This is a genomic window from Actinomycetospora corticicola (assembly GCF_013409505.1).
GTDB classification, from domain to species: Bacteria; Actinomycetota; Actinomycetes; order Mycobacteriales; family Pseudonocardiaceae; genus Actinomycetospora; species Actinomycetospora corticicola.
Genome location: NZ_JACCBN010000001.1, coordinates 2,043,036 through 2,061,108, shown reverse-complemented (window position 1 = coordinate 2,061,108; position 18,073 = coordinate 2,043,036). Strand labels below are relative to the sequence as shown.

The 18,073-nt window shown below is 74.8% G+C and carries 20 protein-coding genes; 11 read left to right on the top strand and 9 right to left on the bottom strand.

Features of this window, described 5'->3' with window-relative positions; translation table 11 throughout:
* Nucleotides 1–3: 3 nt before the first annotated feature.
* Entirely contained in the window at nt 4–1,203 is a 1,200-nt protein-coding gene (locus BJ983_RS09780; RefSeq protein ID WP_179793620.1) for a protein kinase domain-containing protein, read from the bottom strand.
* Between the two features lie 108 nt (nt 1,204–1,311).
* On the opposite strand from BJ983_RS09780, the gene BJ983_RS09775 reads away from it, so the two are divergent.
* Nucleotides 1,312–1,671, top strand: coding sequence for a helix-turn-helix domain-containing protein (locus BJ983_RS09775; protein ID WP_179793619.1), 360 nt, complete (start codon nt 1,312–1,314; stop codon nt 1,669–1,671).
* Here the strand turns inward: BJ983_RS09775 and BJ983_RS09770 are convergent.
* The 4 genes from BJ983_RS09770 to BJ983_RS09755 all read right to left on the bottom strand — a co-directional run bounded on the left by BJ983_RS09770 (nt 1,640) and on the right by BJ983_RS09755 (nt 5,646).
* Nucleotides 1,640–1,981 (bottom strand): hypothetical protein, encoded by a 342-nt coding sequence (locus tag BJ983_RS09770; RefSeq protein WP_179793618.1) that lies wholly within the window; start codon nt 1,979–1,981, stop codon nt 1,640–1,642. The genes BJ983_RS09775 and BJ983_RS09770 overlap by 32 nt on opposite strands.
* 64 nt (nt 1,982–2,045) lie before the next feature.
* Complete coding sequence (locus tag BJ983_RS09765) at nt 2,046–3,035, bottom strand: phytoene/squalene synthase family protein (protein ID WP_179793617.1); 990 nt, start codon at nt 3,033–3,035, stop codon at nt 2,046–2,048.
* Entirely contained in the window at nt 3,032–4,516 is a 1,485-nt protein-coding gene (crtI, locus tag BJ983_RS09760) for a phytoene desaturase family protein (RefSeq protein ID WP_179793616.1), read from the bottom strand. The genes BJ983_RS09765 and crtI overlap by 4 nt, the downstream gene beginning before the upstream one ends.
* Nucleotides 4,516–5,646, bottom strand: coding sequence for a polyprenyl synthetase family protein (locus tag BJ983_RS09755; protein ID WP_179793615.1), 1,131 nt, complete (start codon nt 5,644–5,646; stop codon nt 4,516–4,518). Before BJ983_RS09755 ends, crtI begins: the two co-directional genes overlap by 1 nt.
* A gap of 132 nt (nt 5,647–5,778) precedes the next feature.
* Here BJ983_RS09755 and metF point away from each other — a divergent pair, with 132 nt between their 5' ends.
* The gene (gene metF / locus BJ983_RS09750) at nt 5,779–6,660 is read left to right on the top strand and encodes a methylenetetrahydrofolate reductase [NAD(P)H] (RefSeq protein ID WP_179793614.1); all 882 of its coding nucleotides are present in this window, start codon (nt 5,779–5,781) and stop codon (nt 6,658–6,660) included.
* Between the two features lie 129 nt (nt 6,661–6,789).
* Here the strand turns inward: metF and BJ983_RS09745 are convergent, their stop codons facing one another.
* Together BJ983_RS09745 and BJ983_RS09740 are read right to left on the bottom strand one after the other, a co-directional pair.
* On the bottom strand, nt 6,790–7,461 hold the full coding sequence (locus BJ983_RS09745; RefSeq protein ID WP_179793613.1) for an LppM family (lipo)protein: 672 nt from the start codon (nt 7,459–7,461) through the stop codon (nt 6,790–6,792).
* Between the two features lie 47 nt (nt 7,462–7,508).
* Nucleotides 7,509–8,198, bottom strand: coding sequence for a GNAT family N-acetyltransferase (locus BJ983_RS09740; RefSeq protein ID WP_179793612.1), 690 nt, complete (start codon nt 8,196–8,198; stop codon nt 7,509–7,511).
* A gap of 302 nt (nt 8,199–8,500) precedes the next feature.
* Between BJ983_RS09740 and BJ983_RS09735 the strand changes: the two genes are divergently transcribed.
* Nucleotides 8,501–8,791: a hypothetical protein gene (locus tag BJ983_RS09735; RefSeq protein ID WP_218890195.1), complete on the top strand. Its 291-nt coding sequence runs from the start codon at nt 8,501–8,503 to the stop codon at nt 8,789–8,791.
* A 26-nt stretch (nt 8,792–8,817) separates the two neighbouring features.
* On the top strand, nt 8,818–9,381 hold the full coding sequence (locus BJ983_RS09730; RefSeq protein ID WP_343053967.1) for an SAV_6107 family HEPN domain-containing protein: 564 nt from the start codon (nt 8,818–8,820) through the stop codon (nt 9,379–9,381).
* A gap of 3 nt (nt 9,382–9,384) precedes the next feature.
* Here BJ983_RS09730 and BJ983_RS09725 read toward each other — a convergent pair whose 3' ends face one another.
* On the bottom strand, nt 9,385–10,251 hold the full coding sequence (locus BJ983_RS09725) for a ParA family protein (protein WP_343053966.1): 867 nt from the start codon (nt 10,249–10,251) through the stop codon (nt 9,385–9,387).
* A gap of 58 nt (nt 10,252–10,309) precedes the next feature.
* On the opposite strand from BJ983_RS09725, the gene BJ983_RS09720 reads away from it, so the two are divergent.
* The 6 genes from BJ983_RS09720 to BJ983_RS09695 all read left to right on the top strand — a co-directional run bounded on the left by BJ983_RS09720 (nt 10,310) and on the right by BJ983_RS09695 (nt 16,891).
* Nucleotides 10,310–11,077 (top strand): class I SAM-dependent methyltransferase, encoded by a 768-nt coding sequence (locus tag BJ983_RS09720; RefSeq protein WP_343053965.1) that lies wholly within the window; start codon nt 10,310–10,312, stop codon nt 11,075–11,077.
* Between the two features lie 255 nt (nt 11,078–11,332).
* Complete coding sequence (locus BJ983_RS09715; protein ID WP_179793610.1) at nt 11,333–11,740, top strand: DUF3040 domain-containing protein; 408 nt, start codon at nt 11,333–11,335, stop codon at nt 11,738–11,740.
* A gap of 817 nt (nt 11,741–12,557) precedes the next feature.
* Nucleotides 12,558–12,989 (top strand): division/cell wall cluster transcriptional repressor MraZ, encoded by a 432-nt coding sequence (gene mraZ / locus BJ983_RS09710; RefSeq protein WP_179793609.1) that lies wholly within the window; start codon nt 12,558–12,560, stop codon nt 12,987–12,989.
* A gap of 301 nt (nt 12,990–13,290) precedes the next feature.
* Nucleotides 13,291–14,250 carry a 16S rRNA (cytosine(1402)-N(4))-methyltransferase RsmH gene (rsmH, locus tag BJ983_RS09705; RefSeq protein ID WP_179797597.1) on the top strand — a complete coding sequence of 320 codons (960 nt, stop codon included), beginning with the start codon at nt 13,291–13,293 and terminating at the stop codon, nt 14,248–14,250.
* Nucleotides 14,247–14,981, top strand: a complete 735-nt coding sequence (gene ftsL / locus BJ983_RS09700) for a cell division protein FtsL (RefSeq protein ID WP_179793608.1) — start codon at nt 14,247–14,249, stop codon at nt 14,979–14,981. The genes rsmH and ftsL overlap by 4 nt, the downstream gene beginning before the upstream one ends.
* Nucleotides 14,981–16,891 (top strand): peptidoglycan D,D-transpeptidase FtsI family protein, encoded by a 1,911-nt coding sequence (locus BJ983_RS09695; RefSeq protein ID WP_179793607.1) that lies wholly within the window; start codon nt 14,981–14,983, stop codon nt 16,889–16,891. The genes ftsL and BJ983_RS09695 overlap by 1 nt, the downstream gene beginning before the upstream one ends.
* On the opposite strand, the gene BJ983_RS09690 is transcribed toward BJ983_RS09695, so the two are convergent.
* Nucleotides 16,881–17,354 carry a GNAT family N-acetyltransferase gene (locus tag BJ983_RS09690; RefSeq protein WP_179793606.1) on the bottom strand — a complete coding sequence of 158 codons (474 nt, stop codon included), beginning with the start codon at nt 17,352–17,354 and terminating at the stop codon, nt 16,881–16,883. The two genes, BJ983_RS09695 and BJ983_RS09690, sit on opposite strands and share 11 nt — an antisense overlap.
* A gap of 49 nt (nt 17,355–17,403) precedes the next feature.
* Between BJ983_RS09690 and BJ983_RS09685 the strand changes: the two genes are divergently transcribed.
* On the top strand, nt 17,404–18,012 hold the full coding sequence (locus BJ983_RS09685) for a TetR family transcriptional regulator (RefSeq protein WP_179793605.1): 609 nt from the start codon (nt 17,404–17,406) through the stop codon (nt 18,010–18,012).
* The last annotated feature ends 61 nt before the right edge of the window (nt 18,013–18,073 follow it).

Here is an 18,073-nt window from a genome sequence, read left to right as displayed (position 1 = left end):
TGACTAGGGGGTCCCCAGACCCCAGCCGACGATCCCCGAGCCGACACTGACGGCGATCACGGCCAGCACCCACGCGACGAAGACCCGTCGGGACCGGATGCGGTCCCGACGGCGGGCGTGCCGCTCCACGCGGTCCACCACGTCGGTGTTGCGGTCGCTCCTCGACGGCGGGTCCGGCTCCTCCTCGGGCTCGGGCTCGGGCGCGGGCGGCGGGTCGTCGACGGGGGCGCGCGGCGTGGGGCCGGTGAAGACACGGGTGCCGGTGTGCGGCGGGGGAGCGGCGGCGGTCCGGCGCCGTTGCGGCGGACCGACCGGGGCGAACGGCAGGCCCTCCGCCCGGCGCGCCCGGCGGGCCTGCTCGAGGAAGGCGGCGGCGCTCTCCACGCGGTCGTCGGGGTCCCGGCGGGTGGCGTCGACGACGAGCCGGTCCAGGGCCCGCGGGATCCCCGGCGCGCGGGTGGACGGGGCGGGCACGTCGACGTTCACGTGCCGGTAGGCGACGGAGAGCGCGGTGTCCCCGTCGTGCGGCGGCACGCCCGTGAGCAGCTCGAACAGCATCACCCCGGCGGCGTACACGTCGCTGCGCTCGTCGGTGCGGCCGTGCTGGACCTGCTCGGGGGCGAGGTAGGCGGCGGTGCCGAGGATGAGGTCGTCGGAGGTGGAGCCGCCCGTGTCGAGCGAGCCGTCGGCGGCGCCGTCCCACGCGGCGGCGACCAGCCCGAAGTCGGCGACCTTGAGCACTCCGGTGGTCGACACGAGCACGTTCTCCGGCTTCACGTCGCGGTGCACCATGCCCATCCGGTGCGCCACCGACAGCGCCGCGAGCACCTGCTCCACCACGGTGAGGGCGGTCGCCGGCGCGAGTCGGACCTGCTCGCGGATCACGTCGCGCAGCGTCCCGCCCTCGACCAGCTCGAGGACCAGGAAGATCGTGCCGTCGGAGTGCCGGCCCTGGTCGTGCACCGCGACGATCCCGGGGTGGCTCAGCCGGGCGGCCGCGCGGGCCTCGCGTTCGAAGCGGCGCACGAAGACCGGGTCGGACGCCAGGGACGGCTCCATGATCTTCACGGCGACCGGCCGGTCGAGGCGCAGGTCGGTGCCCCGGTGCACGGTCGACATCCCGCCGCGCGCGATCACCTCGCCGACCCGGTAGCGCCCGTCGAGCACCGTGCGGACGGTCCCCGGGGCGGTGTCGCGCGGCATGGTCGGATGCTAGGCGCGCGGGTGGCGGCGCGTCGCCGACGACGCGCGGCAGCGGCTTTCCCCGAAGACTGATGTCGAGCCGCGCGCGCTCTGGCACAGTGTGCGGCGATGACCGCCGCACTGACCGCTCTCGTGGGCCGAGAGATCGAAGCCCTCACCCTCGCCGAGGCCGGCGAGCGACTCGGCGTGCCCCGCACCCGCGTCAGCCAGATGATCAAGCAGGGCCAGCTCCTCGGCGTCCGCGAGGGCGACAAGTGGATCGTCCCGGCCGCCTTCCTCGTCGACTCCGGGGTGGTGAAGGGCCTGCCCGGCCTCATCACGCTGCTGCGCGACGGCGGGTTCACCGACGCCGAGATCCTCCGGTGGCTCTTCCAGGAGGACCCGACGCTGCCCGGCGCGCCCGTCGAGGCGCTGCGCTCGGACCGCGGCGGGGAGGTCAAGCGCCGCGCGCAGGCGATGGCTTTCTGAGCAGGGTCCCCACGACGGGGGCGAGCGCGGCGGTGCGCCGCGCCCCGAGGGTCCGCAGCAGCCCGGCCACGACGGCGGGTCCGTGCCACGCGCGCACCTGGTCGACCCCGTCCACGACCGTCACCGCCAGCAGCGTCGGGGCGTGCGGCGGGTCGGCCCCGTAGACCTCGGCCCGCCACTGCTGCACGCGGTAGTCGCGCAGCGGCAGCACCTCGAGCCCGGCGTCACCGACCCGTCGTCGGACCTCTGCGGCGACCGCCCGACAGCGGTGGCAGTCGGCGTCGAAGGCGAGGACCAGCTCGTCGGTCACGGCGTCCACCCTGACGAGCCAGCGGCACCGTCGCAGCCTCGACGTGCGCGGGAGTGCCGTGCGCTCATCGGGTGCGGCGACGGACCCCGGGGCGGTGGCGGGCGGCGACCGCGCGCAGCAGCCCCGGGCCCGCGACGGCGGCCCGACGGGCGTTGCCGACGACCACCCGGTGGGCGAGCACGTCGTAGTCCGCCGCGACGATCTCGTCGAGGATCCCGCCGTAGAGCACCGCCGCGGTACGCACGCAGGGCCGCGAGACCGGGTCGAGCAGGGCGATCCCCGCGTCGGCGCGCCGGTAGATCGCCCGGGTCCGGGCGACGAGGTGCGCGATCGCGCGCCGCACCCGCGGGTCGGTGTACCGCCGCTCCCGGCACCAGGTGAGGAGCTCGCGGTCCACGCCGAACGCGGCCAGCTCGTCGGCGGGCAGGTAGATGCGGCCCCGGTCGAGGTCCTCCCCGACGTCGCGCAGGAAGTTCGTGATCTGGAAGGCCACGCCGAGGGCCGCCGCCGACGGCTCGGCCTCCGCGCGCGGGACCACCGTGCCCAGGACCGGCAGGACCTGCAGCCCGATCACGGCGGCCGACCCGTGCACGTACACCGCGAGGTCGTCGAACGTCGGGTAGTCGGTGACCGTCAGGTCCATCGCCATCGAGTCCATGAAGTCCTCGAAGTACCGGTGGTCGATGGCGTAGCGCTCGACGGTGTGGGCCAGGGCGGCGACGACCGGTTCGTCGGTGAGGACGTCGCGCTCGCCGGACAGGGCCACCCGCATCCGCGCCCGGATCTCCTCGATCCGGGCCACGACCTCGGCGACCGTGGCCGCGCCGGGGGCGTCGACCACGTCGTCGGCCATCCGCGCGAAGCCGTACAGCGCGTGGATCGCCGGCCGCTGGGCCGGGGTGAGCAGCCGGGTGGCCAGGAAGTACGTCCGGCCGTGCTCGGCGTTCAGGGCCCGGCACCGGGCGTAGGCGCCCCGCAGGGCGGGCGTGGTGATCCCCGCGGCGTCCAGCTCCGCCGCCGCCCCGCGCGGCGGGGCGGCCGTACCCGTCGTCATGAACGGCCGAGCGTGGCGACCCGCTCGGCCGCGAGCTTGCCCGAGACGACCACCGTGGGGACGCCGACGCCGGGCGTCGTGCCGCATCCCGCGAGGAAGGCGTTCTCGACGCCGCGGATCCGGTTGCTCGACCGGAACGGGCCGGTCTGCGCGAACGTGTGCGCCGCGGAGAACGGGGTGCCGGCGGCCATCCCCATCCCGGCCCAGTCGGCGGGGGAGATGCGGTGCTCGGCGACGACGTGGTCCCCGAGGTCGATCCCGCGGCCGGCGAGGACGCCGAGCAGCTCGTCGCGGTAGCGCGGGCCCACCCGGTCCCAGTCGAGGTCGGGGGCGGTGTCCTGGTTCGGGCAGGGCGCCAGCACCGAGACGTAGTCGCCGCCGGCGGGGGCGAGCGTCGGGTCCGTGGCGGTCGGCCGGGTGATCAGCAACGACGGGTCGGACATCAGCCGGCCGTCGGTGATGATCTCGTCGAAGGTCGACGCCCAGGCGTCGCCGAAGGAGATCGTGTGGTGGCCGAGGTCGGTCATCGGCCGGTCGAGCCCGAGGTGGACGACGTACGCCGACGGCGACCAGCGCAGCGGTACCGCGCGTCGCGGGGTGCGGCCGAGCATGCGGTGGACGACGGGGAGGTCGGGGGTGAGCACCACGGCGTCCGCCGGGATCGACCCGTCGTCGGTCTCGACGGCGGTGACCCGCGACCCGCTGCGGGTCAGGCCGGTGACGGTGGTGCCGTACCGGAACGTCACGCCGGCCGAGACCGCGGCGTCGGCGTAGGCCTGCGGCAGCGCGCGCACCCCGCCCTTCGGGAAGTAGACCCCGGCGATCGTGTCCATGTAGGCGATCACCGCGTAGGCGGCCAGCGCCTTGGCCGGCGGCACCCCGGCGTAGAGGGCCTGGAAGGAGAAGATGCGGCGCAGGCGCTCGTCGTCGATGAACTTCGCGATCCGCGGGCCGAGCCGCCCGAAGCCACCGAGCAGGCCGAGGCGGACGAGATCGGGGGAGAGGACGTCGAGCGGGGAGTCGAAGTTGGCGTCGATGAACGTGGCCATCTGGACGCCGTAGAGCTCCGTCAGCCACGCGCGCAGCCGCCGGTAGCCGTCGGCGTCGCGGGCCGAGACCCGCTCCCGGATCTCCTGCTCCATGGCGTCACCGTCGGTGTGGACCCGCAGCTCCGACCCGTCGGCGAACCGGGCGTGGTAGGCGGGGTCGAGGCGAACCAGGTCGAGCCGGTCGCCCAGCTTCTCGCCGACGGCGGTCAGCGGTTCCTCGAGCAGGTCGGGCATCGTGATGACCGACGGGCCGGTGTCGAGCCGGAAGGCCCCACCCCTGCCGTCGGGAAGATCGATCCGCCCGGCGCGACCGCCGGCGAAGGGGTCGCGCTCGACCACGGTGACCTCGCGGCCCGCGCCGCGCAGGTGCAGCGCCGCGGTGAGCCCGCCGAGGCCGGCGCCCACGACGACGACGTGATTCCCGCCCGCCATCAGAAGCTCCTCCGGGTGGCCTTCGTCGCGAGCGCGGTGAGGTGCTCGCACGCCTCGGGCTCGATCTCGACCGTGGTGAGCGCGTCCAGGGCGGACGCGGTGAGGGTGGTGATGCGTTCCTCCACCTCGTCGACGACGCCGAGCTCCACCAGCGCGCGGCGGGCGGCCTCGACGTCGTCCGGGGTGAGGTCGTCGCGGCCGAGCGCGTGCTCGACGGGGGCGGCGGCCTCCTGGTCGGGGTGCCGACGGGCGAGGGCGACGAGCAGGGTCCGCTTGCCCTCGCGCAGGTCGTCGCCGGCGGGCTTCCCGGTGACGGCGGGGTCCCCGAAGACGCCGAGCACGTCGTCGCGGAGCTGGAAGGCGATGCCGAGGTCGGTACCGAACCGGCGGTAGGCGGAGACGAGCGCGTCGTCGGCGCCCGCGAGCGCCGCGCCGAGGTGCAGGGGGCGTTCGATGGTGTAGGCCGCGGTCTTGTAGCGGCTGATCCGCAGGACGCCCTCCGGCGTGGCCTGGTCGGTCGCGTGGCCCACGACGTCGAGGAACTGGCCGGCCAGCATCTCGGTGCGCATCGCGTCCCACACCGGGGCCACGCGCGCCAGGGTGTCGGCGTCGAGGCCGGCCGAACGCAGCATGTCGTCGGACCAGGCGAGGGCGAGGTCGCCCACGAGCACCGCGATCGCCGAGCCGAGGCGCTCGGAGGAACCGATCCAGTCCCGCTCGGCGTGCCGGGCGGTCCACCGGGAGTGCACCGTCGGGATGCCGCGGCGCAGGTCGGAGTCGTCGATCAGGTCGTCGTGGATGAGGGCGCAGGCCTGGACCAGCTCGAGGGCGGAGACGGTGCGCAGGACGACGTCCGCGTCGGGGTTCGCGACCCGGTCCCCGCCGGCACCGCGCCAGCCCCACCACGCGAAGGTGGGACGCAGCCGCTTCCCGCCGCCGAGGGCCAAGGTGCAGAGGTCGTCCACCGCGTCGACGAACTCCGGTGCGAGATCGGCGCAGGTCTCGCGGCGGACCGAGAGGAAGCGGTCCAGTGCGGCGGTGACGGCGGCCGGCAGATCGGCCTCGACCGCCCCGACTGGCGTCGTCCCCTGCGCCGCGGTACCCGCGTGCAGCGTAGAACCTGCGGTCATCCGGTCTCCCTCCACCGTCGGCGTCCGCCACACTAGGGAACCCACGACGCACCGGCTGGGCGGGCGCAAGGGCTCGCGTCGACCGTCACACGAAAGCCCCACGCGCGACGCCCGTACACGTATGGTCACCGGATGGCCACTGTCATGGAGCGGATCCAGCGCGGGACGCCGACCTTCTCGGTGGAGTTCTTCCCCCCGAAGACCGACGAGGCGGAGCGGACGCTCTGGAACACGGTGCGCTCGATCGAGCCCCTGGATCCGGCGTTCGTCTCGGTCACCTACGGCGCGGGGGGATCGAGCCGCGACCGCACCGTCCGCACCACCGGGCGGATCGCGACCGACACGACCCTCACCGCCATGGCCCACCTCACCGCGGTGGACGCCTCGATGGACGACCTGCGCCACGTCATCGGCTCGTACGCCGAGGCCGGCATCTCCAACGTCCTCGCGATCCGGGGGGACCCGCCGAACGACAAGGACGCCGAGTGGGTCCCGCATCCCGCGGGCTTCTCCTACACCGAGGAACTGGTCCACATGGTCCGGCGCCTCGGCACGTTCTGCGTCGGCGTCGCGGCGTTCCCGTACCTGCACCCGCGGTCCGGCGACGAGGACTCCGACACGCGGTTCTTCGTGCAGAAGGTGAAGGCGGGCGCGGAGTTCGCGATCACCCAGATGTTCTACGACGCCGACCAGTTCCTCCGGATGCGTGACCGCATCGCCGCCGCGGGCTGCGAGATCCCGATCATGCCGGGGCTCATGCCGATCACCACGCCGAAGGCGATGGAGCGCGGGGCCGACTTCTCGGGGGCGGCGCTGCCGAGCGCGATGTCCGAGCGGCTGGAGCCCCTGGTGGACGACGCGGCCGGGTTCCGCGAGGCGGGGATCGACCTGTGCGTCGAGCTCTCCCAGCGGATGTTCGACGAGGGCGTCGGCAACATTCACTACATCAGCATGAACCGCCACCCGGCCGTGGTGGACGTGGTCCAGCGGCTCGGGCTCACGCCCTCCGTCTGAGGTCTGCCGGGCTCGGCCGCCGCGTCGGCGGCGGCGTGCCCGGTGCGTGCGTGGGTGGCGTGCCGGGTGCCGTCGCGCGGGTGGTGTGCCGGGTGCAGTCGCGTGGGTGGCGTGCCCGGTGCCGCCGCGTCAGCGGCGCGCCCGCCGGTCGACCCGGGGGCGCGTCGCGGCGGCGAGCGCGAACACCACGCCGGCCGCCACCAGGACGACGGCGGTGAGCAGCAGGGCCCAGCTGACCCACGACGGCGCGTCGGGGTCGGGGTACTCGGCGACGGCGTTGACCTCGCCGACCTGCCCCGGGGTGAACGTCCAGCTCACCACGCCCTGGGACTGCGTGCCGTCGGTCTGGCGCACGGTGCCCGGGAAGGCGATCTTCAGCTGGACGTCGGCGCTCTCCGGCGCCACCCGCGTGAGGTCGACCTGGCCGGAGAGCACCACCCGGTCGCCCGCCCGGCGCAGCTGCAGCCGGATCGCCGACGAGGTGGTGGGACTGAGCTGGGGGAGCAGCCGGGAGACGTCGTCGAACGAGAGGTCCTCGAACACGACGTGCGAGCCGACGTAGCCGTCCTGCTCGTAGCGGGTGATCGTGACGTCGCCGGAGAGGTCCGACGGGACCTGCAGCGGCGGACCGTTCCCGGCCGGCGTGCCGTCGGGCGTCCCGACGTCGATCGCGCCGGACACGGTGTCCTCCGGGGACACCGCGAGCCCGGCGCGCACCCGGACGCACCCGGTGCCGAGCAGCCCCACCAGCGTCAGGACGACGGCGAACAGGATCAGGGAGCTCCGGCGGCGGGTGGGCACGTCGAACATCGTGCCAGGCGGGTCCGACGGTCTCGGCGTGAACGCGCTCAGGGACGGTCGGCGGGCTCGAGGGGGAGTGTCCGGCCGAGCACCGCGAACGGGCGCGGGTCGCTGGAGAAGCGGTGGTGGCGCAGGAGGTCGCGGAAGCCGCACCGGCGGTAGAGCAGCCACGCCCGGGTCGGTACCGGGGCCTCCGGGGTGGACAGCAGGACGTGCCCGGCGTCGGCCCGCTCCAGCAGGCGGCGCAGCAGGGCCTCGCCGAGCCCGTGGCCCTGCGCGTCGGTGCGGACGTGGAGCTCGGTGAGCTCGAAGTAGTCGGCGAGGTAGCGGTCCGGGTCGTCGTCGAGCGGCCACGGGTCCAGGTCGGGGGTCTCGGGGTTCGCGCCGGAGTCCCCCAGCAGACGACCGAGGCCGGCGCCGAACAGCCCACCACCGGTGCCCCGGGACGGCCGGTGGGTCCGTCGCAGGCCGCGGCGTACCTCCTCGTACCACCACTGCCCGGGTGCCCCGGGGTAGCCGTAGGCGATCCCGCGCAGGGTGTCCTCGGAGTCGACCGCACCGACGGCCCGCCACCCCACGCGCCGGGAGTGCTCCAGCCACATGGGCGCCCGCTGGCGGGCGGTGCCCGGCGGGTAGCCCATCGCGCGGACGTAGAGGTCGAGGGCCTCGTCCAGGCGGTGTCCGAGGTCGGCGGGGTCGAGGTCGACCAGGTGCGGGTCCTCCGGCGCGGCCGTCACCGGGCGGTCCGTGCCGGTCCCGGCCCGAGGTCGGGTACCGCCGACGCCGTTGCCTCCCGGTCCATCGGGCCATCTCATCACGCCGGGCGTCGCGGATCACGCCCACTCCCGGACGACTTGACGTCCGCACCGGGGCAGGGTTCACTCGTGGCAGTCGAACACGTGTTCGACAGGGCCGGTCGACGGGACGTGGGGAAGCGTCCCGTCGGCCGCGTCGGCCGCCGGCTTCCCCACGGTGGCAGGCACAGCCCGTCCCCGCACGAGGTGGGGGCGGGGAGGAGCGCGCCGCCCGTGGAGGACGCATGGTTCGCAGCCCGTCGCCGGTGCAGGTCCGGTGCGTCGACGGGGATCCCGTCGAGTTCCACCGCCGGCCCAACCGGCGGGACAGCCACTACCTGGTCACCGAGGTCCAGGAACGCTGGATCGAGGAGTCGCGGTGGCCGTTCCGGTCGGCGATGCCCATCGGGGGCGACCGGTGCCGGTGCTGGCGGGTGATGGCGCGCCGGTCCGACGAGCCGCACCTGCCGGCGAGCGAGTTCGTCCTGCGCATGCGATCCGGCCCGGGGGTCTGGGACCTCCGTTGGCTGACCTGATCACCCACGTCCCACGAGGAGACACCGTGAGCACTCCGACCACCTGCACCACCGGCGACCTGTTCGACACCGGGGCGTACGCCTCCGCGCCTTCCTCCGCGCCCGCCCCGAGGACGGCGGGGCGCGCCGGGGCCACGGGCCGGGCGCCCGTAGCGGGGCGTCGCGGCGAGTCCCACCGTCGCCCGGCGGCCGTGCCCCGTCCGCCGGCGCCCCCGCCGTCGCGCTCGGTGGTGACGCTGCTGGGCTCTGCCCGGGACGGGCTCCGTGAGGCCCAGGCCGCGACCACCCCGGCCGAGCGCTTCCGGCTCGCCCACCTCGCCGCGCTGCGCTCGGCGGCCGCCGTGCTGGCGGTGCGGGCGACGGCCAAGCGGTCGTCGCGCCCCACCGACGCGTGGACGCTGCTCACCTCGGTCGCGCCCGAGTACGGGGAGTGGGCGGCGTTCTTCGCCGCGCACTCGTCGACGCGGTCGGCGGTCGAGGCGGGGGCGACGCGGCTGGTGGGCCAGCGCGACGCCGACGACATGGTGCGTCAGGCCGACCTGTTCCTCGCGCTGGTCACGCGCACGGTGGCGGGCCTGCGGCCGCTGTAGGGCTCAGCCGGTCCGGCGGCCGCGTCGCTCCTTCGCGCTGTGCCCGGCGCGGACGATCCGGCCGAGCAGGACGTCGAACTGCTGCGAGATCTCCCGGGCCCCCGGGGTGTCCCAACGCTGGATCGGGACGCCGGCCCCTTGGGCCTGCTGCACCGCGGTGCGGTCGGGCAGCACCCCGGAGAGCACGAGCGGGCCGAACAGCTCGCGCAGCTCGTTCACCCGGAACTCGTGCTCGGCCGAGCGGGCGCGGTACTTGTTGATCAATACCCCGAGGGGCTGCAGGCGCGGGTTGTGGGCGCGTTCGGCCTGGACGGCCTCGAAGGCGCGCTGGACCCCGGACACGGCGAAGATCGTCGGCTCGGTGACCAGGACCGCGCGGTCGACGGCGACGAGCGCGGAGCGCGTGAGCTGGCCGAGCGAGGGCGGGCAGTCGATGAGCACCAGCTCGTAGTGCGGGAGGCTCGCGCCGGGCGTCGTGCCACGCCGCGGCGGGGCGGTGTCGTCGAGGTCCGCGACGGTGCTGCGCGGCAGGGCGGCGAGCAGGCGGGACAACCGGCCGAGACGCTGCGAGCCCGGGTCCGGGTGGTTGTGGCGCTCGATGTCCTCCGAGCCGACGAGGACGTCGACCGTGTCGTCCCACGAACTCGGCGCGATCGAGCTGGCGAGCACGGCGGGGGAGGGGTGCTCGAGGGCGTCGGCGACGGTGGTCTCGCTCTCGCCCGGCTCCAGGGCCGTCGTGGCATTGCCCTGTGGGTCCAGATCGACCACCAGGGTGCGGAGCCCCTGCTTCGCGGCCGCTCCCGCCAGCCCGAGGGTGACGGTGGTCTTGCCGACCCCGCCCTTGAGGCTCAGCACACCCGTCACGTACACGGGGGCAACGTACCGGCTCACGCGCGGATCCCCGATGGCTGAGCACTACGGTGTGGCCGTGACCGCTCGCCCGGCCCGTCCGCCCGTGCCCCCGGCCGTCGACGTCGTGGCCGCGAGCCTGTACGACGAGCTCGCCGCCGCCCGCGCCCGCCGGGCCGCCGGGGAGGGCGCGCCGCACGTGCTGGACGTGGGCGGGGGCAGCGGCGCCTGGGCGGTCCCGCTCGCCGCCGAGGGGTGCGAGGTCACCGTCGTCGACTCGAGCGCCAACGCCCTGGCGGTGCTGCGCAGCCGCGCGCGTGATGCGGGCGTCGCCGACCGGGTCCGGGCCCTGCAGGCCGACGTCGACGCGTTGGCCGAGGTGACCGACGGGGTCCACGCCGACCTGGTCCTCGGGCACGGCCTGCTGGAATACGTGGACGACCCCGTGGCCGCGGTCCGTTCCCTCGCGGCGGCCACCGCGCCGTGCGGTCTCGTCTCGCTGCTCGTGGCGAACCGGTACGCGGCCGTGCTCGCCCGTGTGGTGAGCGGCCGGGTGGGGGAGGCCCGCCGGATGCTGGCCGACCCGGCCGGCCGGTGGGGTCCGGCCGACCAACTCCTGCGACGGATGGACACCGCGGAGGTGACGGCCCTCGTCGAGCAGGAGGAGGCGCTCACCCTGGAGCGGGTGCAGGGGTACCGGGTCCTGGCCGACCTGGTCCCGGAGCACGCCCCGGACGCCGGCGCGCCGGGCGACCTCGCCGAGCTGGAGGCCCTCGCGGCCACCACGCCACCGCTGCGCGACCTCGCGTCCCGGATCCACGTCCTCGCCCGACGCACCGGCGACTGACGGGTGCGGTGAGATCCGCGTGAGTCGGGTGCCCGTGAGGCTCCCGAGATCACCACGTGCGCCCGGATGATCGCGAGGAGTGGTCCGTGGCGAGCCTCTCACCGGCCGAAAGAATGATCGTCCGCGCAGAACACCAGTCCGGGTAGTCGGACTGCCGGACGGCTCGTACGATGAGGGAAGCCATCACGTCGATGTGCCGATCGTCCCTTCCCCCGGGGACGTTCCTCGCTCTCGTTCCGGTGCCGGAGGAGAATCATGCCGCTCTCCGAGCACGAGCAGCGCTTGCTCGATCAGATCGAACGCGCGCTCTATGCCGAGGATCCGAAGTTCGCGTCGACCGTCCGTGGGGGCCGGCTCCGCCGTCCGTCGCGGCGACGCCGGATTCAAGGCGTGGTGCTCTTCGTCGTCGGGGTCGTCGCCCTCGTGATGGGTCTCGTGTTCATCCAGTCGCTGTCGCCGGGTGGGTTCCCGGTGGTCAGCGTGATCGGGTTCCTCATGATGTTCGCCGGCGCGGTCCTCGCGATCACGGCGACCGGCGGGAAGAAGGGTGAGGCGGCCGCCGGTGAGGGCGACGGCAAGTCCGCCCCGGCCGGTGAGAAGGACAAGAGTCGCTTCACCACGAAGATGGAGGAGCGCTTCCGCAAGCGTTTCGAGCAGGAGTAGCTCCCGCTCACCCCGTTCTCCGACGCGCCGTCGACCCCGTGGGGTCGGCGGCGCGTTCGTGTGCGGGGAGCGGCGCCGAGGTTCACAGGGGGCAGGTGCCGGCGCCCCGGGCCTGCCCGACGTGAATCTCGCGGTGCGGCCGGTGCTGCCGCGCCCCACATGGCCCCACCCGCCGTCGTGAGGTGCACATGGGGCAGGTCCGGGCGCCGTTCGGGCTGCCTGACGTGAACCTCGCGGCAGAAGGGCTGGGCGGGCGACGGCGCGAGTGGCCCCGTTGACGCATCTGACGACATGACGGGCCACTGCTGTCAGGCGCTCCCCACCGCGCCCCACCAGGTCGCCCCACTGCGCCCCACCCGGCGTCGCGAGGTGCACATGGGGCAGGTCCCGGCGCGGTTCGGGCTGCCTGACGTGAACCTCGCCGCAGAAGGGCTGGGCAGGCGGCGGAGCGAGTGGCCCCGTTGACGCATCTGACGACATGAACGGGCCACTGCTGTCAGGCGCTCCCCACCTCGCCCCACCGGAGCCCCCACCTCGCCCCACCGGAGCCCCCACCCCGCCCCACCCGGCCGCTGAACAGGCCCGGAAGGCCCTCCGACCGGCCCGGACGGCGTGTCACGGCCTGCTCCGACCCGGTGGATCCGGGATCGTCGGCGGGCGGTTCCCCCACGTCCCCCACCTCTCCCCACCTGCACTGACCTGGGCGAACTCCACCGATCGGGGCGCACACGCCGCCCCGGCGAGGTTGAAGGTGGAGTGTTGTGGGGTATTGTGGTGCGCAGTGGAGCGAAAGGGGCTCCATCGGGGAGGTGGAGCCGTGTTCCTCGGCACCCACACCCCGCGGTTGGACGACAAGGGCAGGTTGACCCTGCCCGCCAAGTTCCGGGACGAGCTCGCTGGGGGGCTGATGATCACGAAGGGGCAGGACCACTGCCTGTACGTGTTCCCCCGCGACGAGTTCGAGCAGATGGCCCGGAAGGTCGCCGAGGCTCCGTTCACCGACGAGCGGGTGCGCGCCTACCAGCGCTACCTGTTCGCCGGCACCGACGAGCAGCGGCCCGATTCCCAGGGGCGCATCCCCATCAACGCCGAGCTGCGGCGGTTCGCCGGGCTCGAGCGGGAGTGCACCGTCATCGGAGCGGTCAGCCGCCTCGAGATCTGGGACTCGGCGAAGTGGCAGGCCTACCAGGACGCCCACGAGGACAGCTACGCGCAGGCCCAGCAGGAGGTTCTCCCCGGGGTCTTCTGACGAGGACCACCGTGCACGACCACGCCCAGGCGTGGGGGCTCGGGTGCCGTGAGGCCCCGACCCGCAGGGTGACGGCCCTGGCATCCCTTCCCCGGTGCCAGGTCCGCCTGCCCTGCGGGCCGGGACGTGACGGCATCCGTCGCCCCACCGGGCGCGAGCCGGCGTTCCCGCCGGACCGCACGCAGCAGGCCGACGTCCCCGCCGGTCCGCACGCAGCAGACGAGCGCCCGAGTGGACACGGTGGAGGCGGATTATGGACCCGACCGGTCCCTCGCACGACGACGCCTCGCAATTCACCCACATGCGCACCACGGGTGAGCGCCATGTCCCGGTGCTGCTCGAACGCTGCCTCGAACTCCTCGCCCCTGCCCTCGACGGGCCCGACGCGGTGGTCGTCGACGGCACGCTCGGACTCGGCGGGCACGCCGAGGCCCTGCTCACCCGCCACCCCGGTCTGACCCTCGTCGGCCTCGACCGCGACCCCGAGGCCCTGCGGCTCGCGGGGGAGCGGCTCGCCCCGCACGCCGGACGCATCCACCTCGTGCACGCCGTGTTCGACGAGATCGCGGACGTCCTCGACCGGCTCGGTCTCGGACCGGTGCAGGGCGTGCTGTTCGACCTCGGGGTGTCCTCGCTGCAGCTCGACGAGGACCAGCGGGGCTTCTCCTACTCCCGCGAGGCGCCGCTCGACATGCGCATGGACCCCACCACGGGTCCGAGCGCCGCGGACGTCCTCAACTCCTACGCACCCGGCGAGCTCGTGCGGGTGCTCCGTGACTACGGGGAGGAACGTGCGGCCCGACGCATCGTCGAGGCCGTCGTCCGTGCCCGGCGACGGGCTCCGCTGCGGACCAGCGCGGAGCTCGTCGCCCTCCTCGAGCAGGCCATGCCGGCGGCGAGCCGGCGCACCGGGGGCCACCCGGCGAAGCGCACCTTCCAGGCGCTGCGCATCGAGGTCAACGGCGAGCTCGACGCCATCGCCGGGGCGATCCCCGCCGCAGTGGACGCCCTCGCGCTGCACGGGCGGCTCGTCGTCATGAGCTACCAGTCGCTGGAGGACCGCATCGTCAAGCGGGTCCTCACCCAGCGGTCCCAGGTCACCGCGCCGCCGGACATGCCGGTGCTGCGCCCGGAGGACCACCCCGAACTCGCGCTGCTCACCCGTGGCGCGGAGAAGGCCGACGAGGCCGAGATCGCCGCCAATCCGCGGGCGGCCTCGGTGCGACTGCGAGCGGCGGAACGTGTCCGGGAGGCGGCATGAGCTCGGGAACCCTGACCCAGCGCGCGACGACGGCCCGCACCGACGGCGCGCGGAGCACGACACGGACCGCGCCGACGCCCGCGGACCCGACGACGGGCACCACGAAGGCCGGCGCGCGGGCGCGCGCCACCTCGCGACGTGCGCCGGCCGCGGGGACGCGACGTCCGCGGACCACGAGCGCCGCCGCCCCGGCGGAGAGCGCGGGTGGCACGGCGCCGTTCGTGCTGCTGATCATGGTGCTCCTGACGTCGGGTCTGGTCGCGACGCTGTGGCTCTCGACCGCCGCCGCGGCCGACTCCTACCGCCTCGACGACGCCCGCCAGGCCACGCGTGACCGCTCCGAGGAGGTCGAGCGCCTCCACCGGGACGTCGCGGCCATGCAGGCGGCCCCGGCGCTCGCGGCATCGGCCGAGCGGATCGGCATGGTGCCCGCCGGCATCCCGGCCGTGATCCTCGTGCACCCCGACGGCACCAGCCAGGTCGTCGGCACCCCGCAGAAGGCGCGCGCCGCGGCCCCGCCGCCGGCCCCGCCCGCCGTCGCGAACCCGGCGCCCGCCGCCCCGCCGGCCGCGAACCCGGCTGCACCCGCGACCCAGGCAGCCGCCACGCCGCAGGACGCCCGCACCCAGGCCGGTGACCCCGAGGCCCTCGGCGCCGACCCGGCGACCGGTGTCCAGTCCTCGTCCGGCGGCGCCCCCGCGCCCGCCCCGGCCGGCGCCGGCGGCCGCTGATGGCCCGCCCGCCCGCGACCCTGACGCGGCCCCCGTCCCGCGTCCCCGGCGCGCGCGGTCGCGACGACCGTCCGCTCCCGCCCCGACGGCCGGGCCCGCCGCCCCGCAGCGGACCGCCCCGTCGCCCCCGCACGCCCCGGCCCCCGGACCCGCGTCGCCGTCTGCGGATCGGGCGCCTGCTGCTCGTGGTGCTGCTCGTGATCGCAGCGGGCAAGCTCGTCGAGGTCCAGGCCATCAGTGCGGGCGACCTCGCCGCGGACGCGGCGAAGCAGCGGATGACGCGCCTGGTCGTGCCCGCCGAGCGCGGCGCCATCCTCGATCGGGACGGCACCCCGCTGGCGTTCTCCGTGGAGGCGAAGGCGCTGGTCGCGAACCCGCGCCGGATCGCCGCGGACTGGTCGACGCCGGAGATCCGCAACACGCCGGGCGCCCCCACGCCCGAGCAGCGCAAGGCGACGATCGCCCAGGGGATGGGCGCGATCCTGCACACCGACCCCCAGCCGTTCTTCGCCGCGCTGATGAGCGACCGCAGCTACGTGGTGCTGGCCCCGCTCGTCGACCCCACCGCGGCGCGCACGATTCGGGAGCAGTTCCCGGAGATCGCCCAGGAGGACCGCGAGTCGCGGCAGTACCCGGCCGGGGACGTCGGCGGATCGGTCGTGGGCAGCGCGTCCTGGTCGATGGACAAGGGCCGCATCAACGGCAACGTCGGGCTGGAGAGCGCCGAGGACAAGGTGCTCGCCGGCCAGGACGGGTTCCGGGTCGTCGACACCGCCGAGGGCAGCGACGCCGTGATCCCGGGTTCCACGCGGGCCGAGCAGCCGGCGCAGGCCGGCACCGACATCGTCCTGACCCTCGACGCCGACCTGCAGTACACGGTGCAGCAGAAGCTCTCGGCCTACGTGGCGCGCACCGGGGCGAAGGACGGCAGCGCGGTGGTGCTGGACTCGCAGACCGGGCAGATCCTCTCGCTGGCCAACGCCGGGGCGGGCGGGGCGCCGGTGGGCGGGGACCCGGCCGTCACGACGCCGTTCGAGCCCGGGTCGGTCAACAAGGCGGTGACCTTCTCGGCGGCGCTCGAGGCGGGCCTCATCCGCCCGGAGGACGTCCTCACGGTGCCGGGCAACATCAAGGTCGCCGACCGGACGATCAACGACGCCTGGGTCCACGGTCCGGTGCCGATGACGATGAACGGCATCCTCGGGAAGTCCTCGAACGTCGGGACGCTGCTGACCGCGCAGAAGGTCGGCCCGGACCGGTTCGCCGACATGCTCGGCAAGCTCGGGATCGGGTCGAAGACCGGCGTCGAGCTGCCCGGCGAAAGTGGTGGGTCCGTTCCGGCCCGCGCCGACTGGTCGGGCTCGACGTTCGGCAACCTGCCGATCGGACAGGGCCTGTCGATGACCACCCTGCAGATGGCGAGCATGTACCAGGCCATCGCCAACGACGGGGTGCGCATCCCGCCGCGGGTGATCTCCGCGACCGTCGCGCCCGACGGCGTGCGGACCCCGGCGCCGGCCCCGGAGCCGGTGCGCGCGATGTCGCCGCAGACCGCGCAGACGATGCGCCAGATGCTGCAGTCGGTCATCCAGTCCGGGAAGAGCCCCAACGAGGGCACCGGGGCGAAGGCGGCGATGGACGGCTACCCGGTCGCGGGCAAGACCGGTACCGCGCAGCAGGTCGACCCCGGCTGCGGCTGCTACGCGAAGTCGATCTACTGGATCACCTTCGCGGGCATGTTCCCGGCCGAGCACCCGCGCTACGTCGTCGCGCTGATGCTCGACGCCCCGCCCGGGGGCGACTCGGCGGCGCCGCTGTTCCACGACATCGGCTCCTACCTCGCCGCCCACGGGAACGTGCCGGTGTCCACCGCGCCGCCGCGCCAGGTCCCGCTGCAGCTCACGCCGTGAGGTCCAGCGCGTAGTCCTGGCCGAGGAGCGGCACGCCGAACTCGTCGTGCCGCTCCTCGGCCGTGAGCACGAAGCCCTCGGCGAGGTAGATGCCCCGCGCGGCGGCCAGCGGCGCGTTCGTCCACAGCACGAGGCGCGCGAACCCCGCGTCGCGGGCGTGCTGCACGCACCGGCGCACGAGGGCACGGCCCAGGCCGAGTCCCCGGGCGGCGGGGTCGAGCAGCAGCAGGCGCAGCCGGGCGGTCGTCGCGTCCTCGCGCACGCAGAACACGCAGCCGATCCGGCGGTCGTCGAACTCGGCGATCCAGGCGGCGTCGGGGCCGGGCGTGTAGCCCGCCACGATCCCCGCCGTCACCCGCTCCACGTCCCAGCCGTACTCCGCGGCGTAGAGCTCGCCGTGCTCCATCACCACCCAGCCCAGGTCGCCGGGGCGGTCGGCTGCCCGGACCGTGACCTCACCCATGACACCCTCCTGACTGAAACAAGTGTTTCAGTGAAGCACACTGACGTCCGTGACGGCGACCGAGACCACCGACGAGACCGGGTCGGCCCGACGGCGGGAGCTGCTCGACGCGACCTACGGCTGGGTCCTCGAGCACGGCTGGGCGGGCATGTCGCTGCGCCCGCTCGCCGAGGCGGTCGGCTCGAGCCCGCGGGTCCTGCTCTACCTCTTCGGCAGCAAGGACGGCCTGGTCCGGGCCCTGCTCGGGCGGTCGCGGGCCGACCAGCTCCGGGTCCTGGACGCCCTTCCCGACGACGCCGGGCTCGCGCGCGTGGGTCGGGTGCTGTGGGAGTGGCTCGCCGCCGCGGAACACCGCGCGCTGCTGCGCCTGTGGCTCGAGGCGTACAGCCGGTCGCTGGGGCAGGAGCCGGGTGACGACGCGAGCCCCTGGGCCGGCTTCGCCCGCGACACCGTCACCGACTGGGACCTCCTGCTCGCCGCCCACCAGCCCTCGGGGCGCGTGTCCACCCCGGAGGGCACGGCCGAGCGCGCCCTGCTGCTCGCGGTGCTGCGCGGGGCCCTGCTCGACCTGCTCGCGACCGGCGACGCGGACCGGGCCGGGGCGGCCGTGGCGGCCCACCTGCGGATGCTCGACGACGGGTCCCGCACCGCCCCGTGAGGGGAGCATCCGTCCGCCCGGACCGCGTGCGGGTTCCCCTCGGGCGGGGGTGCGCGGCGGG

What these genes read in the sequence shown, in the direction of transcription:
- BJ983_RS09765 (WP_179793617.1), bottom strand. Translation starts at nt 3,035, where the DNA reads ATGACGACGGGTACGGCCGCCCCGCCGCGCGGGGCGGCGGCGGAGCTG.
- rsmH (WP_179797597.1), top strand. Translation starts at nt 13,291, where the DNA reads ATGCGCACCACGGGTGAGCGCCATGTCCCGGTGCTGCTCGAACGCTGC.
- crtI (WP_179793616.1), bottom strand. Translation starts at nt 4,516, where the DNA reads ATGGCGGGCGGGAATCACGTCGTCGTCGTGGGCGCCGGCCTCGGCGGG.
- BJ983_RS09755 (WP_179793615.1), bottom strand. Translation starts at nt 5,646, where the DNA reads ATGACCGCAGGTTCTACGCTGCACGCGGGTACCGCGGCGCAGGGGACG.
- BJ983_RS09715 (WP_179793610.1), top strand. Translation starts at nt 11,333, where the DNA reads ATGCCGCTCTCCGAGCACGAGCAGCGCTTGCTCGATCAGATCGAACGC.
- ftsL (WP_179793608.1), top strand. Translation starts at nt 14,247, where the DNA reads ATGAGCTCGGGAACCCTGACCCAGCGCGCGACGACGGCCCGCACCGAC.
- BJ983_RS09780 (WP_179793620.1), bottom strand. Translation starts at nt 1,203, where the DNA reads ATGCCGCGCGACACCGCCCCGGGGACCGTCCGCACGGTGCTCGACGGG.
- metF (WP_179793614.1), top strand. Translation starts at nt 5,779, where the DNA reads ATGGCCACTGTCATGGAGCGGATCCAGCGCGGGACGCCGACCTTCTCG.
- BJ983_RS09775 (WP_179793619.1), top strand. Translation starts at nt 1,312, where the DNA reads ATGACCGCCGCACTGACCGCTCTCGTGGGCCGAGAGATCGAAGCCCTC.
- BJ983_RS09695 (WP_179793607.1), top strand. Translation starts at nt 14,981, where the DNA reads ATGGCCCGCCCGCCCGCGACCCTGACGCGGCCCCCGTCCCGCGTCCCC.
- BJ983_RS09735 (WP_218890195.1), top strand. Translation starts at nt 8,501, where the DNA reads ATGGTTCGCAGCCCGTCGCCGGTGCAGGTCCGGTGCGTCGACGGGGAT.
- BJ983_RS09690 (WP_179793606.1), bottom strand. Translation starts at nt 17,354, where the DNA reads ATGGGTGAGGTCACGGTCCGGGCAGCCGACCGCCCCGGCGACCTGGGC.